This window comes from Alloalcanivorax sp. C16-1, assembly GCF_046507805.1.
Taxonomy (GTDB): Bacteria; Pseudomonadota; Gammaproteobacteria; order Pseudomonadales; family Alcanivoracaceae; genus Alloalcanivorax.
The window spans coordinates 1,254,630-1,270,452 of the sequence record NZ_JBKFTK010000001.1; the positions used below are offsets into that span (position 1 = coordinate 1,254,630).

Genomic DNA, 15,823 nt, shown 5'->3' on the forward strand with positions numbered 1-15,823 from the left:
GAAAATGCTGTCCGCCAGCCTGGTCCTTCTGGCTATCCTGTTCGCCGGAATGGCTTCGGCCGCCGAGAATTCCTCCTACCCCCTGGGTCAACGCTCCATCTTCAGTGACCGCGCCACCGCCGAACGCCTCAAGCCGGTGGGCAGCGTGTGCGTGGAAGGCGAGGAATGCGGCAGCCAGGTGGCCGCCGCCGAAGGGTCCGGCGAACCCCGCTCCGGGGAACAGGTGTACAACACCGGCTGTGCCGCCTGCCACGCCTCCGGCGCCGCCGGCGCGCCCAAGCTGGGCGACACCGCCGCCTGGGCACCGCGCATCGACAAGGGCATCGAGACCCTGGTCAAGCACGCCTACGAGGGCTTCAACGCCATGCCCGCCAAGGGCATGTGCTCCAACTGCTCGGAAGACGAAATCCACGCCGCCGTGGAATACATCGTCGACCACAGCAAGTAGTCGTAGCGAACACCCCTTCGGCCCGGGTTCGCCCGGGCCCGAGCCGGGCGCCGGCGTTCAGCCGAGCAGCGCCTTCAGATTGGCGATGCTGTTTTCCGCCACCTGATCCTCTTTTTCCTGGTCCTTCTCCACGCCCTCGCCGATGCGTAGCAGGTCGTCCAGCGGCAGTTCGTCGAGAAAACGGCTGGCGATGGTGTCCACCTTCTCGCCGTATTGCTTGCGGGTCAGGGCCTGGGTCAGCGACAGGCTTTCCCGGGCGCGGGTGATGCCCACGTACATCAGTCGCCGTTCCTCGACGATGTTGTCGTCCTCGATGCTGGCCCGGTGCGGCAGCAGTTCCTCCTCCACGCCCATCATGTAGACGTGGGGGAACTCCAGCCCCTTGGAGGCGTGCAGGGTCATCAGCTGGACCCGGTCGGAATCGTCCTCCTCGTCCTGCTGCTCGAGCATGTCCATCAGCACCAGCTTGCCGATCACCGCTTCCAGGTCGGAGGCGCCATCGTCTTCCTCTTCCTGCTTTTCCAGCATGCGCTGGATGTTGCGCACCAGCTGCCAGACGTTTTCCATGCGCTTTTCGCCGATGCGCGGGCTGGAGGCGTTCTGCATCACCCAGCCCTCGTAGTCCATCTCGGTGATCAGTTCGTGGATCGCCTGCAGGCTGTTGTGGCCGAAGCAGGCGCGGCGCTTTTCGTCCAGCCACTGCTTGAGGCCACGCAGCTTTTCCGCCGCCTTGCCGGGCATTACCTCGCCCAGGGCGAAGTCGTCGCAGACGTGGTACAGCCCCTGGTCCCGTTTCGCCGCCCAGCCGGCCAGCTTTTCCAGGGTGGCCGGGCCGATCTCCCGGCGCGGCGTGTTGATCACGCGCAGGAAGGCGTTGTCGTCGTCGGGATTGACCAGCAGCCGCAGGTAGCACATCAGGTCCTTGATCTCGCCCCGGGCGAAAAAGCTGGTGCCGCCGGACACTTTGTAGGGAATCTGCAGGGACTGCAGCTTCATTTCCAGAATCCGTGACTGGAAGTTGCCCCGGTAGAGCACCGCGAAATCCTTCCAGCGCCGGTTGCCCTGCAGGCGCCGGTGGAAGATGTCGCCGGCGATCCAGTCGGTCTCGGCGTCCTCGTCGCGCAGCGCCGCCACCCGGATCGCCTCGCCGTAGCCGTGGTCCGACCACAGGCTTTTCTCGAACACGTGGGGGTTGTTGGCGATCACCGTGTTGGCGGCCTTCAGGATGCGGCCGGTGGAGCGATAGTTCTGCTCCAGCTTGATCACCTTGAGGGCCGGCCAGTCCTCCTGCAGCCGGGCCAGGTTCTCCGGCCGGGCGCCCCGCCAGGCGTAGATCGACTGGTCGTCGTCGCCGACCACGGTGAAGCGCCCCTCGGGCTGGGTCAGCATGCGCACCAGTTCGTACTGGGCGCCGTTGGTGTCCTGGTATTCGTCCACCAGCAGGTATTGCAGGCGGTGCCGCCATTTCTCCAGGATGCGCGGCTGCTCCCGGAACAGCACCGCCGGCAGCAGGATCAGATCGTCGAAATCCACCGCGTTACAGGCCCGCAGCATGCGGCTGTAGCCCTCGTAGGCCATGGCGGCGCGCAGGGTGCCGGCGTCCTCGGCGTGGCTGACCGCCTCCTGGGGCAGGATCAGTTCGTTCTTCCAGTCGGAGATGCGTTTCTGCACCGCGTCCACCGCGTTCAGGTCGTCCTCGGACTCCCCCTGGCGCAGGATCTCCTTGAGCAGCTCCTTGCTGTCGGCCTGGTCGAGGATCGAGAAGCCGCGCCGCAGGCCGCTGGCGGCCAGCTCCTGCTTGAGGATGCGCAGGCCCAGGTTGTGGAAGGTGGAAACGATCAGGCCGCGGGTCTGGCCGCGCTGCACCAGGGTCTGCACCCGCTCCTTCATTTCCCGGGCGGCCTTGTTGGTGAAGGTCACCGCCGCGATGCGCCGCGCCGGCACGCCGCGCTCCTGAATCAGCCAGGCGATCTTGCGGGTGATCACGCTGGTCTTGCCGGAGCCGGCGCCGGCCAGCACCAGCAGCGGGCCGTCGGTGTACAGCACCGCTTCCTGTTGACGGGGATTGAGCGTCGACATAGGGCTCCGGCGAAGGGATCGTGAAAAGGCGTATCATACCAGCGAAACCCCGCGATTCCTGCACGAGGCTGCGATGCGACTGGACCGTTTTCTGGCCCGGGAGACCGACTTGGGCCGCCGTGGCGTGCGTCTGGCCCTGGCCGCTGGCCGGGTCCGCGTGGACGGGCAGCCGGTGGGCGATGGCCTGTACCCGGTGGATGCGTTCAGCGCGGTGACCCTGGACGGCGTGTCCCTGCGCCGCGACGTGCCCCGTTACCTGATGCTGCACAAGCCGGCGGGGTGCGTCAGCGCCACCCGCGACCCCCGCCACCCCACCGTGCTCGACCTGATCGACGAGCCGGAGCCGGTCAAGGCCGACCTGCATCTGGCCGGGCGGCTGGACTTTAATTCCACCGGCCTGCTGCTGCTCACCAACGACGGCCGCTGGTCACGGCGGCTCACCGATCCGGGCAGCGGCGAAAAGGTCTATCACGTGCGCACCGAGGACCCCATCGGCGAGCATTACGCGGCGGTGTTTCGTGAGGGGCTGTATTTTCGCTATGAGGACCTGACCACGCGGCCCGCCGAGCTGGAAATTCTCGGCCCCCGGGAGGCGCGGGTGACCCTGCGCGAGGGCCGCTACCATCACATCAAGCGGCTGTTCGGCCATTTCAACAATCGGGTGGTGGCCCTGCACCGGGAGAGCGTGGCCGGGATCCGCCTGGACCCGGCCCTGGGGCCGGGGCAGTACCGGCCGCTCACCGACGACGAGCTCAGGACCAGTCGGCGAACAGCCGGCGCAGACGGTCGGCACCCAGGCGATTAAGGGTGTCGATGTTACGCTCCGGGACCGCCTCGGCGTCCGGGTAGGCGTCCAGCGCCCGTTCCAGGCTGTCCTCGCGCAGCACATGGAGGATCGGGTAGGGCGCCCGGTTGCTGTAGTTCTCCGGGTCCTCCGCCAGGGTGCCGGCGAACTGGTAGTGCGGATGGAAACTGGCCACCTGGTAGACCCCGCCGCCGCCGTGTTCGGCCAGCAGCGCGTCCACCGGGTCCAGGAAGTCGTTGTAGTCCAGGAAGTCGGCCAGCGCGTGGGGCGTCACCAGCAGGGTGGTTTCCACCGCCGGGGTCCGGTCCAGGTACTGTAATTCCCGCTGCAGGGCGTCCAGCACCGCCTCCGGCGCGGTGGCCTCGCTGATCACCAGGCGCACCTGGCCGTCGGCGTAGGGGCGGGCGGCGAACGGACACAGTTTCAGGCCCAGCACCGCCCCTTCCAGCCAGGCGCGCACGCGGCGTTCCGGTTCGTTCAAGCGGATCGATCCTCCAGGTGGGTGCGGATCCGGTCGCCCTCGCGCAGCACCCCGGAGCCGAGCACTTCGGCGCGCAGACCGCCGCGGCCGGTGAGGCCGCGCACCACCCGCGCCGGGCTCAGGTCCGGGCCGGCCAGCAGATGGCCCACCACGGAGCAGGGTTCGCACAGTTCGATGCCGCGCATCAGGATGCCGCCCACCTGGAAGGTGCGGCCTTCCAAGGCGTTCAGGTCCACCCCTTCGGTGATCACGTTGCGGCGCAGCGCGCCGGCGTCCACCGCCAGGCCGAATTCCCGGTTAAAGGCCGCCACCTGTTCGCTTTCGATCAGGGTGATCTGTTCCGCCGGCGGGGTGTCGCGGCGATAACGGCGGTCGCCCACGATGCCGCGACCGGCTTCCACCTTGAGCGCCTCATGGCGACTCACCGGGCCGCGCTTCTCGGCGGCGATAAACAGGGCTTGAACGCGGGCCATGGCCGGCTCCCAACGGAACGAAAGCGGCCATGGTACCGAAGCACGGCGGGCTTTGCAGCGCCGCGGCGGGTAGACTGGCGGCCTGTCATTTTCGGACACAACCGGGAACCGGCGTATCCTCCCCCCATGGACACCACCGGGACCGGCCAGGGGCAGTGTGTGGACGACCGCACCCCGATGCCGGTGAACTACGTACGCAATCTGCTGGAACTGATCGAGGATTTCGGCCTCGATACGGACCGGCTGCTGGCCCGTGTCGGACTGGACGCGGCGGCCGTGTACAGCCCGGAGCCGGCGCTGCGTTTCGACCAGTTCCGCCGTGTCATGGAAGGCGCCCGCGCCATGGGCGGCGACCCGGCCATCGGCCTGGCCCTGGGCCGTCAGCTCACGGTCACCGCCCACGGCCTGCTCGGCTACGCGGCGATCAGCAGCGCCGACCTGGGCGAGGCCCTGGAGCTGCTGGAGCGCTACTTCCGCACCCGCACCCGCCTGTGCCTGCCCCGGTTGCGGGTGGACGGCCCCTGGGTGCGCTTCTGCCTGGCGGAGCCCTACGACCTGGGCGACATCCGCGTGCCCTATCTGGAGGTGGTCACCGCCGCCCTGGTGGGCGGGCTGCGGTATCTGCTCGGCGATCGCTTCCGTGACGCCACCCTGATTCTGCCGTACCCGGCGCCGGCCCATGCCGACCGCTACGCCGCCGTGCTCGATATGCCGGTGGTGTTCGGGGGCGAGGTGGCGGCGCTGCGTTTTCCGGCGGCGCTGATGCGCGAACCCTTCGCCCTGTCGGACCCGGCCTCCCGGCGCATGGCCGCACAGAAATGCGAAGAGGAACTGCAGCGGCTGGAGGCGGACCAGGACTGGGCGTCCCGGGTGCGTGCCCGCCTGATGCAGGCGGAGGGCATGCTGCCGTCCCTGGAACAGCTGGCCACCAGCTTCCACCTCACCTCGCGCACCCTGCGCCGGCATCTGGCGGCGCTGGGGGTCAGCTATCGGCATCTTCTCGAGGAGGTGCGCATGGCCCGGGCGGTGCGCTACCTGCAGGCCAACCTGCCGGTGCAGAAGGTCGCCGATCTGCTCGGTTACGCCGACCCCAGCAACTTCACCCGCGCCTTCCGGCGCTGGACCGGGCACCCGCCCAGCTTCTATCGGCACTGACCACGGATCCCGTGGTGACCGGCCCGCCATGGCGGAACGCCGGCTCCCCGCCCGACCCGCTTTCCGTTACAGTAAAGTCCTTTGACTGAATTTCCCTTTTTTGAATCGTCAGCCGCCCGCCAGAGGCGGTGGTGCAAGAGGAGAGAGCATGAGTGACTCGCGTTTCGATATGACCGGCAAACGGGTGCTGATCACCGGTGCCTCCAGTGGCTTCGGCGCCCATTTCGCCCGGGTGCTGGCGGAGCATGGCGCCGACCTGGTGCTGGCCGCGCGCCGGGTGGACAAGCTCCGGGAGACCGCCGAGGCGGTGCGCGCCCAGGGCCGCGACGCGGTGGTGGTGCCCATGGACGTGTCCGACCCGGCCAGCGTGGAAAAGGCGTTCGCGGAAATGCCGGCCCTGGACGTGGTGGTCAACAACGCCGGCATCAGCCGTGAGGGCACCCTGGACACCTTCAGCGAAGATGACTGGAACGCGGTGATCGACACCAACCTCAACGGCGTCTGGGCGGTGAGCAAGTTCGCCATCCAGCAATGGCGCCGCGACGGGCGCCCCGGCAACATTATCAATATCGCCTCCATCCTGGGCCTGCGGGTGGGCGCGCTGCTGGCCCCCTACACCGCCTCCAAGGCGGCGGTGGTGCAGCTCACCAAATCCATCGCCCTGGACTACGCCCGCCACGGCATCCGCTGCAACGCGATCTGCCCGGGCTACGTGGAAACCGATATCAACCGGGACTTCTTCCAGGGCCCCCATGGCGCGAAGCTGATCAAGCGCATTCCGTTCCGGCGGCTCGGCCAGATCGATGAGCTGGTGGGCCCGCTGCTGCTGCTCGCCTCGGACGCTTCGTCCTACATCAGCGGCGCCGCCATTCCGGTGGACGGCGCCCACCTCTGCAACAGCCTCTGAGGCTTTCCCTGATCCCGCGGGCGCCGTCGGCGTCCGCCACAAGGAGTCCGTTTTGGCCTACCTGTTTCCGCTGGCCGCGGTGATGCTTTGGTCGGGCAACAATGTCGTCAACAAGCTGGTGGCCGGGGTGCTCTACCCGGCGGAGATCGGCTTCTACCGCTGGCTGCTGGCCGGCGTTCTGCTGACGCCGGTGATGCTGGTGCCGCTGTGGCGCCAGCGCCGCGCGGTGCGCCCCTGGTTCTGGCACAACGTGGTGCTCGGCCTGCTCGGCATGGTCGCCTACCAGACCCTGGCCTATTACGCCGGCACCACCACCAGCGCCACCAACATGGGCATCATCCTGTCGCTGATGCCGCTGCTGGTGCTGCTGCTGTCCGCCGTGCTGCTGGCCCAGCCGCTGACCCTGGGGGCGGTGGTCGGCGCGGTGATTTCCCTGGCCGGCGTGGTGGTGCTGGTGTCGTCCGGCGACCCGGCGGCGCTGATCGCCCACGGCGTCAACTTCGGTGACCTGCTGATGCTGCTGGCGACCCTTGCCTACGCTACCTACGGGGTGCTGCTGAAACGCTGGAAGCCCACCCTGTCGCCGCTGCTGATGCTGTATCTGCAGATCCTGGTCGGCATCGTGGTGCTGCTGCCGCTGATGCTGCTGTCGCCGCGCCAGGGCCTCAGCGCCGAAGCGGTGCCGCTGGTGCTCTACGCCGGCGTGGCCGCGTCCCTGGCGGCGCCGTGGCTGTGGATGAACGGCATCACCCGGCTCGACCCCAGCCGGGTCAGCCGGTTCTTCAATCTGGTGCCGTTGTTCACCGCCGCCATCGCCTCGGTGGTGCTGCGCGAGCAGCTCACCCTGGCCCACCTGTTCGGCGGGATGCTGACCCTCACCGGGGTGATGCTGGCGGAGCTGTGGCGCCGCCGCGCTACTCCGGCGGCGCCCGATAGCTGAGTGCCTCGCGCAGATGGGCGCGCTGGATCTCGTCGCTGCCGGCCAGGTCGGCGATGGTGCGCGCCACCCGCAGGCTGCGGTGCAGGCCCCGGGCGGTAAGATCGAGCCGTTCCATGGCGGTGCGCAACCAGTCCCGGTGCGGGCGCAGGGTGGCGCCGAGGGCGTCCGCCGGCAGCTCCCGGTTGAGCCGGCCCTGGCGCCGCCACTGCCGCTCCCGCGCCGCCGCCACCCGCGGGCGCACCGCCGCGCTGGGCTCGCCGTCCGGTTCCCCCAGCAGAGTGTCCGCCGCCACCGGCGGCACGTTCAGATGCAGGTCGATGCGGTCCAGTAGCGGACCGGACAGCCGCTGCTGGTAGCGGCGGGCCTTGTCGCAGCGGTAGCCGCAGCCCCGCTCCGGGTCGTCCAGATACCCGCAGGGGCAGGGGTTCATGGCCGCCACCAGTTGAAAGCGGGCCGGGAAACGCAGCTGCTCGGCGGTGCGCGCGATGTGCACCTCGCCGGTTTCCAGCGGCTCGCGCAGTACCTCCAATACCTGCCGGCCGAACTCCGGCAGTTCATCCAGAAACAGCACGCCGTGGTGAGCCAGGGAGATTTCCCCGGGCCGGGGGCGGCTGCCGCCGCCCACCAGGGCGGTGGCGGAAATGGTGTGGTGCGGGCTGCGGTAGGGGCGCTGCAGAAAGGCCGCCGCCGGCCGCGCCGCGCGCAGCGAATACACCGCCGCCACCTCCAGCGCCTGGGCCCGGCTCAGCGGCGGCAGCAGGCCCGGCAGGCGCGAGGCCAGCAGGCTCTTGCCGGCGCCGGGCGGACCGCACAGCAACAGCGAATGGCCGCCGGCGGCGGCGATCTCCAGCACTCGCTTGCCGGCGGGCTGGCCGCGCACGTCGGCCAGGCAGGGCAGGGTGTCCAGGGGCGCGTCCGGCACCGCCGGGGCCGGGTGCGGTGTCAGGGGCGTGGCGCCGCGCAGGTGCGCGCACAGTGCCGCCAGGCTGGCCGGCGCCAAGGTGTGGGCCCCGGCCAGGGCGGCTTCGTCGGCGTTGTCCGGCGGCGCCACCAGGGTGTGGCCGGCGCGGGCGCAGGCCAGGGCCGCCGGCAGCAATGCCGGCACCGGATTGAGGCGGCCGCTCAGGGCCAGCTCGCCGACGAATTCCAGGCCGTCGGTGTCCACCCGGCCCAACTGACCGCTGGCCAGCAGGATGCCCAGGGCGATGGGCAGGTCGAAGCGGCCGCCGTCCTTGGGCAGGTCCGCCGGCGCCAGGTTCACGGTGATGCGCCGCTGGGGAAAGTCGAAGCCGGCGTTGACCAGGGCGGAGCGTACCCGGTCGCGGCTTTCGCGCACGGCGGTGTCCGGCAGGCCGACGATGGTGAAGCCGGGCAGGCCCGGGGCCAGGTGGGTTTCCACGCGCACCGGCACGGCGTCGACGCCACGGGCGGCGCGGCTGTTGAGGCTGGTGATGTTCATGGGCCCAGCCTAGCGCGGCGGGCCGGGTCGGCCTGTGCGAGATGTGCCTGTCGTGCTGTAGGTGTTTTGCCCGTCGGCGGTTAAAGGCGCCCCACGCTGCGCTCGATCAGGGCCAGGGCTTTCTCCGCCGCCGGCGACAGGGTGCGCTGGGCCAGCCGGGCCACGGCGAACTCCACCTTGGGGCGTACCCGATCCAGGTCCAGCCGCACCAGGCGACCGCGCGCCACCTCCTCCCGGCACACCGAAGGGGTGGCGCTGAGCACCGCGTCGGTGCGCGTCACCACCTCGCGCAGGGCGATCAGATCGTTGCACTCCAGGGCCAGCGGCAAGGCCTCGCCGTGGGCCAGGCCCAGCTCCCGGCCCAGCCGTTCCCGGGCCGCCGCCGGCAGCGGCACCGACACCAGCGGGTAGGCGCGCAGATCGCTCACCGCCAGGCTTCGGCGCGCCGCCAGCGGATGGCCGCCGCGCACGTACCAGCCGGCGGCCTCCACCGCCAGCAGGCGGGTTTCCAGCGCCGATTCCGGGGGCACCGTACGCCGTTCCACCACCGCGAAGTCCAGCTGTTCCGCCTCCACTTTGCGCAGCAGGCCGGCCCATTCGCCCACTTCCACCCGCACCTTCAGGCGCGGGTGGGCGTTCATCAGGTCGGCGAGCACCCCGGGCAACAGCACCGCCGAGGGAAAGGCGCCGGCGCCGAAACGCACCTCGCCCAGGTCCTGCTGGCGGATCAGGTCCGCGTCCCGGCGCAGGCCGCGGGCCTCGCGCAGCACCCGCCGGGCCCGGTCCACCAGATGGCGGCCGGCGGCGGTGGCCACCACCCCCTGACGGGTGCGGTCGAACAGCGCCACGCCCAGTTCCTCTTCCAGGCCCTGGATGCTGCGGCTGAACGCCGGCTGGCTGAGATGGCAGCGGCGCGCGGCGGCGGCGAAGGCGCCCTCCTCGGCGAGCGCGACCAGGTGCTCCAGGCGACGCAGATTCATAATTGCACCGATTGCATGGAAAAGCTGAATTTAATGCATTGGAAGCATGGCGGCCAGCGGCGTACAACGGGCCGGTGTTTGATCCTGACGACGGAGCCCGCCATGCAAGAGCACGCCAAACCCGCCCAGCCCGCCACCGTGGCGCACAACCGGGGCTGTTGCGACAGCCTGCCGTTCCACGACCGCCGCGATTACGACAACGCCGCCCGCGGCTTTATCGACGGCTTCCATGCCGATGTGATTCGCCGCGACCGGGACGGCCGCGCGGTCTGGGACTTCCGGGCCTACGATTTCCAGGACACCGAGGTGGCGCCGGACACCGTGCACCCGAGCCTGTGGCGGCTGGCCCGGCTCAACAACCACGCGGGCCTGTTCAAGGTGTGCGAGCGGATCTATCAGATCCGCGGCTTCGACCTGTCCAATATGAACGTGATCGAGGGCGATACCGGTCTGATCATCATGGACCCCCTGGTCAGCGCCGAGGTGGCCGCCGCCGCCCTGGAGACCTACTACCGGCACCGGCCGCACAAGCCGGTGGTGGCGGTGATCTACACCCACAGCCATGTGGACCACTTCGGCGGCGTCAAGGGCGTGGCCAGCGAGGAGGACGTGCGCGCCGGCCGGGTGCGCATCTACGCGCCGGAAGGGTTCATGGAAGAAACCGTCAGCGAAAACGTGTTCGCCGGCCCGGCCATGCAGCGCCGCGCCCAGTACATGTACGGCGGCCTGCTGCCGCGTGGCCCACGGGGCCAGGTGGACGCCGGCCTGGGCAAGGGCACCTCGCGGGGCACCGTGACCCTGATCCCGCCCACGGATTCCATCGTCGAGCCGTTCGAGACTCATGTGATCGACGGCCTGGAGATCGAGTTCCAGCTCACCCCGGGCACCGAGGCGCCGGCGGAAATGAACCTGTATTTCCCGACCCTGCGCGCCCTGTGCGTGGCCGAGAACGCCTGCCAGTGCATGCACAACGTGCTGACCATTCGCGGTGCCCTGGTACGCGATCCGCGCATCTGGTCCTACTACCTGGGCGAAACCCTGGACCGCTATGGCGACCGCAGCGATGTGCTGTTCGCCCAGCACCACTGGCCCACCTGGGGCGGCGACAACATCCGCGAGTTCCTGGCCGACCAGCGCGATATGTACGCCTTCCTCAACGACGAAACCCTGCGCCTGCTCAACCACGGCCTGACCCCGCTGGACATCGCCGACCGTCTCAAGCGCCTGCCGGAGCCCCTGGCCAGCCGCTGGTACGCCCGCGACTACTACGGGTCGGTGAGCCATAACGTGCGCGCCGTCTACCAGCGCTTCATGGGCTTCTACGACGCCAACCCGGCCCACCTGAACCCGCTGCCGCCGGTGGACAGCGCCCGCCGCACGGTGGACTGGATGGGCGGCGCCGAGGCGGTGCTGGAAAAAGCGCGGGCGGAGTTCGAGCGCGGCGAGTACCGCTGGGTGGCCGAGGTGGTCAACAAGGTGGTGTTCGCCGAACCGGCCAACCGGGCGGCCCGTGAGCTGCAGGCCGACGCCCTGGAACAGCTCGGTTATCAGTGCGAAAACACCACCTGGCGCAACGCCTACCTCACCGGTGCCCAGGAGCTGCGCCTGGGCGTGCGTCGGGTGGGCGGCGGCCAGGCCCCGGATCTGGTGCGCTCGATGACGCCGGATCTGTTTTTCTCGTTCCTGGCGGTACGGCTGAACGGCGAGCGCGCGGCGGGCGAGGAACTGGCGCTGAACTGGACCTTCCCGGACCTGGACGCGCCGGAGCAGCAACGCTTCGCGTTGACCCTGCGCAACGGCGTGCTCACCCACCTGGCCGGCCGCCACCACCCGTGCCCCCGGGTGTCGGCGACCATGAACAAGACCGATCTGGACCGGGTGGCCATGGGCCGCCTGACCCTGGAAGCGGCCCTGGAGGAAGGCACCATTCAGGTGCAGGGCGACGCCGGCGCTCTGGAGCGCCTGTTCGGCCTGCTCGACGAGTTCGCCCCGGGCTTCGACATCGTCACGCCGCCCACTACGAGTATGGCCTGATAGCGCCGGAGTGATTCCCCGGTAATAATGCACAAAAATGATGTGAAATTGATCGCAAAACCGATGCCAGAGTCGGTGCGCTTTTGTTGTGCGTTATAAGGGGAAGGCGGTGAAACCATTCCATACTCGCGGGCCGGGGGCGGGCGCTCTGACGCTGATGGCCGGGCTGGCACTGGCCGGCCCGGCGCTGGCGGTTCCGGCGGACTACATGATCGACAACGGCGCGGTGGTCGAACTGCCCGGCGACCGACCGGATCCCTGGGACACCGGCGGCCATCTGTTCGTCGGCTTTGACGGCGCCGGCGAACTGACCGTGGCCGGCGGCGCCGAGGTCAACGCCGGCTTTACCATTCTCGGCAACTTCGAGGATTCGGCGGGCACTCTCACGGTGACCGGGCCGCAAACCCGGTTCACCAGTGACGACGGCATGGTATTCGGCACCTTCGGCTCCGCCGATGTGCTGTTCGCCGACGGCGCCACCATCTCGTCCAACGGCTCCACCCTGGGCCAGGAAGAAGGCGGCGAGGCGGTGATGCGGGTGGAAGGCGCGGACACCGATTGGGACGTGGCCGCCACCCTGACCGTGGGCCTGCGCGGCCAGGCGGACCTGACCATCCAGGATGCCGACGTTCACTCCGACAGTTATCTGGTGCTGGGCCGCTACGCCCCCGGGAAAGGCACCGTGCACCTGGACGGCGGCCGCCTGAGCAATGCCTTCTATGCCGCCGTGGGCCAGGCCGGCGAGGGCGTGATCACCATGAGCAATGGCGCCCGGGTGGACACCGCCCAGGGCCTGCTCGGCTGGGAAAGCACCGCCCGTGGCGAGCTTCATATGACCGGCGCCGACACCCTCTGGTCCGGCCAGGGCTATCTGTTCGTGGGCTACCAGGGCGAGGGCCTGGCCACCGTGGCCAACGGCGCCACCGTACGTATCGCCCCGGCGGGGCAGACGCCGTCGCTGGTGATTATCGGCGGCGATCCGGACGCCCGCGGGCGCCTCTACCTGGGTGGCGAGACCACCGCCACCGGCGCGGGGTTTCTGGACGTTCAGGAAGTGCGTTTCTCCGGCGGCGACGGCGGCCTGGTGTTCAACCACACCGACCAGGGCTATGAGTTCCTGCCGGTGTTCAACGGCAACGGGCTGATCGAACACCGGGCCGGCGACACCGTTCTCAATGGCCAGTCCGGCGGCTTCAGCGGCATCGCCCGGCTCACCGGCGGCACCCTGACGCTGGCCGCCGACCAGGCCCTGGGCAGCGGCACCCTGGAACTGGACGGTGGCACCCTGGCCACCCGGGGCACCGTGACCCTGGGCAACGCCCTGCGCCAGCTCGCCGACACCACGCTGCGGGCCGGGGCGGGCACCGCCACCTTTACCGGGGACCTGGACCTGGGCGATTACCTGCTCACCGTGGACGGTGACGGCGATACCGTCTTCCAGGGCGATATCAGCGCCGGCGCCGGTGCCCTGGAGAAAGTGGGCAGCGGCCGCCTGGCCCTGCTCGGCGATGCCAGCGCCTACGCCGGCCTGCATGAAGTACGCGATGGCGTGCTGGCGGTGGACGGCGCGCTCGGTGGCGAACTGACCGTGTTCAGCGGCGGGCGCCTGCAGGGCAATGGCCGGGTGGGCAGCACCGAAGTGCGCGCCGGCGGCACCCTGGCACCGGGCAATTCCATTGGCGCCCTGACCGTGGACGGGGATCTGACCCTGCTGGACGGTGCCGCGTTCGAGGTGGAGGTGGACCCGGCCGGCAGCGCCGCCGATCATCTGCACGTCACCGGCCAGGCGACCCTGGCCGGCTCCGTGGTGCACATCGGCGACGCCGGTGAATACCGGCCGATCAGCCGCTACCGCATTCTCACCGCCGACGACGGTCTGGTGGACCGCTTCGACCAGGTGGCCTCGGATTTTCTGTTCCTGGACGCGGCGCTGCTCTATGACGCCAATAACGTGGACCTGGAACTGCGCCGCAACGACCTGGACTTCGCCGCCGTCGCCACCACCGACAACCAGCGGGCGGTGGCCGGCGGCGTGCAGAGCCTGGGTGCCGGCAACGCCCTGCACGATACGGTGGCGCTGCAGACCGGCTCGCCGGCGGCGCTGGCCGCTGCCTACGACAGCCTCAGCGGTGAGGTGCACGCCAGTGCCGCCGGGGCGCTGCTGGAAGACAGCCGGCTGCTGCGGGACACGGCCCTGGAGCGCTTCGGCGACGACGACCGGCTGGCCGCCGGCACCACCCTGGCCCGGGGCCAGGGCATCACCGCCTGGCTGCGCGCCTACGGCAACGTGGGTCAGACCGACGGCGAACCCGGCACCGCGGATCGTGACCGTGACACCCAGGGCGCCCTGCTGGGCGTGGATCGGGTGTTCACCGGCGGCGGCCGTGCCGGCGTTCTGCTCGGCGCCGGGCGTACCGACCTGAACCTGGCGGACCGGCGCGGCAGCGCCGACATCGACAGCGTCCACGCCGGCCTGTTCGGCGAGTACCGCCACGGGCCCGGTGCCCTGCGCGGCGGTCTGTTCTACAGCCACCACCGCATCGATACCCGGCGCCGGGCGGTACTCGGGGGCCTTGATGAATCCCTGACCGGCGACCGGGACGCGGACACCTGGCAGACGTTCGTGGAGGCGGCGCACCGTTTCGGGGCCACCCGTGGCGTGGAGCCGTTCGTGCGGCTGGCGCAGGTGCGCACGGTGCTGCACGGTGGCGACGAGAAGGGCGGCGACGCCGCTCTGCACGGGGCCCGGGAAACCCTGGACACCACCTTCAGCACGCTGGGGACGCGGCTGTTCACCACCCTGGCCGGCGAGCCCACCACCCGTCTGTACGGCAGCCTGGGCTGGCGGCACGCCTTGGGCGACACCACCCCGGAAGCGTCAATGCGCTTTGCCGGTGGCGAGTCGTTCACGGTGGAAGGGGCGCCGCTGGCCCGCGATACCCTGGTGATGGAGGTCGGCTTCAGCTGGCTGCTGGCACCGCGCGCCACCCTGACCCTGGGTTACCTGGGCGAGACCGGCGATGGCCGGGCTGACCACGGTGGTCAGGCCCGCTTCGGTTGGTCGTTCTGATTGCTTTCCTGATGCCTTCTTGGATCAAGACGGGTCGGCGGCGCTTTCCAGCGCCGCCACCTGCTTCTCCAGCGCTTCCAGACGGGCGCGGGTGCGCTCCAGCACCTGCCGCTGCACCTCGAATTCCTCCCGGCTGACCAGATCCAGGCGGGTCACGGTCTCCCCCAGCACCGCGCGCACGCTGTGCTCCACGTCCTGACGCAGACGGCCCAGGTCGGCGGGCAGATGGCGGCTGATGTCGGCCATCAGGCGGTCGATAAAGGCTTGGCTTTGCATGGCCGGAAGCTCCACTATTTGCGGGTCGGGCGAAAAGGAGTCCGATGGTAGCATGGCGGCCGGGATGCGGAGCACCGCATCGGCATGCACCGTTTTGGGGTGTGCTCCAAAGCGGTGCACCATAAAGCCGCTACCGACCCGGCAGGATGCCAGGATCCAGGTTCCAACCCTCTGAAAATGCGTGACTTTTTAAAACTGGCATGGGTCGTGCAGAAAACGGGCTAGAGCGTTCGATCATGTGGACGGATCGGGAACCAAAGCGGGGCCTGAAACCCGGCGGACGCGTCAACGGACGCAGCATAAGCGTTTGAAGGAGATAGAAATGAAACTGGTTACAGCCATCATCAAGCCGTTCAAATTGGACGACGTGCGTGAAGCACTGTCCGAGATCGGCGTCCAGGGCATCACCGTCACCGAGGTGAAGGGCTTCGGGCGTCAGAAAGGGCACACCGAGCTCTACCGCGGTGCGGAATACGTGGTCGATTTCCTGCCCAAGGTAAAGATTGAAGTGGCCATCGCGGAAGCCAGCCTGGATCAGGTGATCGAAGCCATCACCAAGGCGGCCAACACCGGGAAGATTGGCGACGGCAAAATTTTCGTCACCACCCTGGAACAGGCCATTCGTATCCGCACCGGCGAGACCGGCGAGGACGCGATCTAAGTCAAGCAACGTGTAAAACGACCCATGCCAAGGTCCTGATCACGCTTCCAAATTC

Annotated in this window: 14 protein-coding genes; 8 read left to right on the top strand and 6 right to left on the bottom strand. The window is 69.2% G+C overall.

What is annotated here, in order from left to right; translation table 11 throughout:
• Window positions 1–4 precede the first annotated feature (4 nt).
• Window positions 5–448, top strand: coding sequence for a c-type cytochrome (locus ACLD0W_RS05980; RefSeq protein WP_410306811.1), 444 nt, complete (start codon window positions 5–7; stop codon window positions 446–448).
• 57 nt (window positions 449–505) lie between these two features.
• Here the strand turns inward: ACLD0W_RS05980 and rep are convergent, their stop codons facing one another.
• The gene (rep, locus tag ACLD0W_RS05985; RefSeq protein WP_410306565.1) at window positions 506–2,527 is read right to left on the bottom strand and encodes a DNA helicase Rep; all 2,022 of its coding nucleotides are present in this window, start codon (window positions 2,525–2,527) and stop codon (window positions 506–508) included.
• A 73-nt stretch (window positions 2,528–2,600) separates the two neighbouring features.
• Here rep and ACLD0W_RS05990 point away from each other — a divergent pair, with 73 nt between their 5' ends.
• Window positions 2,601–3,332 carry a pseudouridine synthase gene (locus tag ACLD0W_RS05990; RefSeq protein WP_410306566.1) on the top strand — a complete coding sequence of 244 codons (732 nt, stop codon included), beginning with the start codon at window positions 2,601–2,603 and terminating at the stop codon, window positions 3,330–3,332.
• On the opposite strand, the gene ACLD0W_RS05995 is transcribed toward ACLD0W_RS05990, so the two are convergent.
• Window positions 3,280–3,813: a DUF1415 domain-containing protein gene (locus ACLD0W_RS05995; RefSeq protein WP_410306567.1), complete on the bottom strand. Its 534-nt coding sequence runs from the start codon at window positions 3,811–3,813 to the stop codon at window positions 3,280–3,282. The genes ACLD0W_RS05990 and ACLD0W_RS05995 overlap by 53 nt on opposite strands.
• Window positions 3,810–4,286, bottom strand: a complete 477-nt coding sequence (locus ACLD0W_RS06000; protein ID WP_410306568.1) for an MOSC domain-containing protein — start codon at window positions 4,284–4,286, stop codon at window positions 3,810–3,812. The genes ACLD0W_RS05995 and ACLD0W_RS06000 overlap by 4 nt, the downstream gene beginning before the upstream one ends.
• A gap of 126 nt (window positions 4,287–4,412) precedes the next feature.
• Between ACLD0W_RS06000 and ACLD0W_RS06005 the strand changes: the two genes are divergently transcribed.
• The 3 genes from ACLD0W_RS06005 to ACLD0W_RS06015 all read left to right on the top strand — a co-directional run bounded on the left by ACLD0W_RS06005 (window position 4,413) and on the right by ACLD0W_RS06015 (window position 7,288).
• Window positions 4,413–5,441, top strand: coding sequence for an AraC family transcriptional regulator (locus ACLD0W_RS06005; RefSeq protein WP_410306569.1), 1,029 nt, complete (start codon window positions 4,413–4,415; stop codon window positions 5,439–5,441).
• Between the two features lie 148 nt (window positions 5,442–5,589).
• On the top strand, window positions 5,590–6,348 hold the full coding sequence (locus ACLD0W_RS06010) for an SDR family NAD(P)-dependent oxidoreductase (protein ID WP_410306570.1): 759 nt from the start codon (window positions 5,590–5,592) through the stop codon (window positions 6,346–6,348).
• A gap of 52 nt (window positions 6,349–6,400) precedes the next feature.
• Entirely contained in the window at window positions 6,401–7,288 is an 888-nt protein-coding gene (locus ACLD0W_RS06015) for a DMT family transporter (RefSeq protein ID WP_410306571.1), read from the top strand.
• Here the strand turns inward: ACLD0W_RS06015 and ACLD0W_RS06020 are convergent.
• Together ACLD0W_RS06020 and ACLD0W_RS06025 are read right to left on the bottom strand one after the other, a co-directional pair.
• Window positions 7,263–8,747, bottom strand: a complete 1,485-nt coding sequence (locus tag ACLD0W_RS06020; RefSeq protein WP_410306572.1) for a YifB family Mg chelatase-like AAA ATPase — start codon at window positions 8,745–8,747, stop codon at window positions 7,263–7,265. The genes ACLD0W_RS06015 and ACLD0W_RS06020 overlap by 26 nt on opposite strands.
• A gap of 80 nt (window positions 8,748–8,827) precedes the next feature.
• Entirely contained in the window at window positions 8,828–9,727 is a 900-nt protein-coding gene (locus ACLD0W_RS06025) for a LysR family transcriptional regulator (protein WP_410306573.1), read from the bottom strand.
• A 102-nt stretch (window positions 9,728–9,829) separates the two neighbouring features.
• On the opposite strand from ACLD0W_RS06025, the gene ACLD0W_RS06030 reads away from it, so the two are divergent.
• Together ACLD0W_RS06030 and ACLD0W_RS06035 are read left to right on the top strand one after the other, a co-directional pair.
• Window positions 9,830–11,761, top strand: coding sequence for an alkyl/aryl-sulfatase (locus ACLD0W_RS06030; protein ID WP_410306574.1), 1,932 nt, complete (start codon window positions 9,830–9,832; stop codon window positions 11,759–11,761).
• 109 nt (window positions 11,762–11,870) lie between these two features.
• Window positions 11,871–14,831 carry an autotransporter domain-containing protein gene (locus ACLD0W_RS06035; protein ID WP_410306575.1) on the top strand — a complete coding sequence of 987 codons (2,961 nt, stop codon included), beginning with the start codon at window positions 11,871–11,873 and terminating at the stop codon, window positions 14,829–14,831.
• 24 nt (window positions 14,832–14,855) lie between these two features.
• Here the strand turns inward: ACLD0W_RS06035 and ACLD0W_RS06040 are convergent, their stop codons facing one another.
• Window positions 14,856–15,107: an accessory factor UbiK family protein gene (locus ACLD0W_RS06040; protein WP_410306576.1), complete on the bottom strand. Its 252-nt coding sequence runs from the start codon at window positions 15,105–15,107 to the stop codon at window positions 14,856–14,858.
• A 322-nt stretch (window positions 15,108–15,429) separates the two neighbouring features.
• Here ACLD0W_RS06040 and glnK point away from each other — a divergent pair, with 322 nt between their 5' ends.
• A complete protein-coding gene (gene glnK / locus ACLD0W_RS06045) occupies window positions 15,430–15,768 on the top strand; it encodes a P-II family nitrogen regulator (RefSeq protein ID WP_067612559.1) in 339 nt (112 codons plus the stop codon).
• Window positions 15,769–15,823 lie beyond the last annotated feature (55 nt).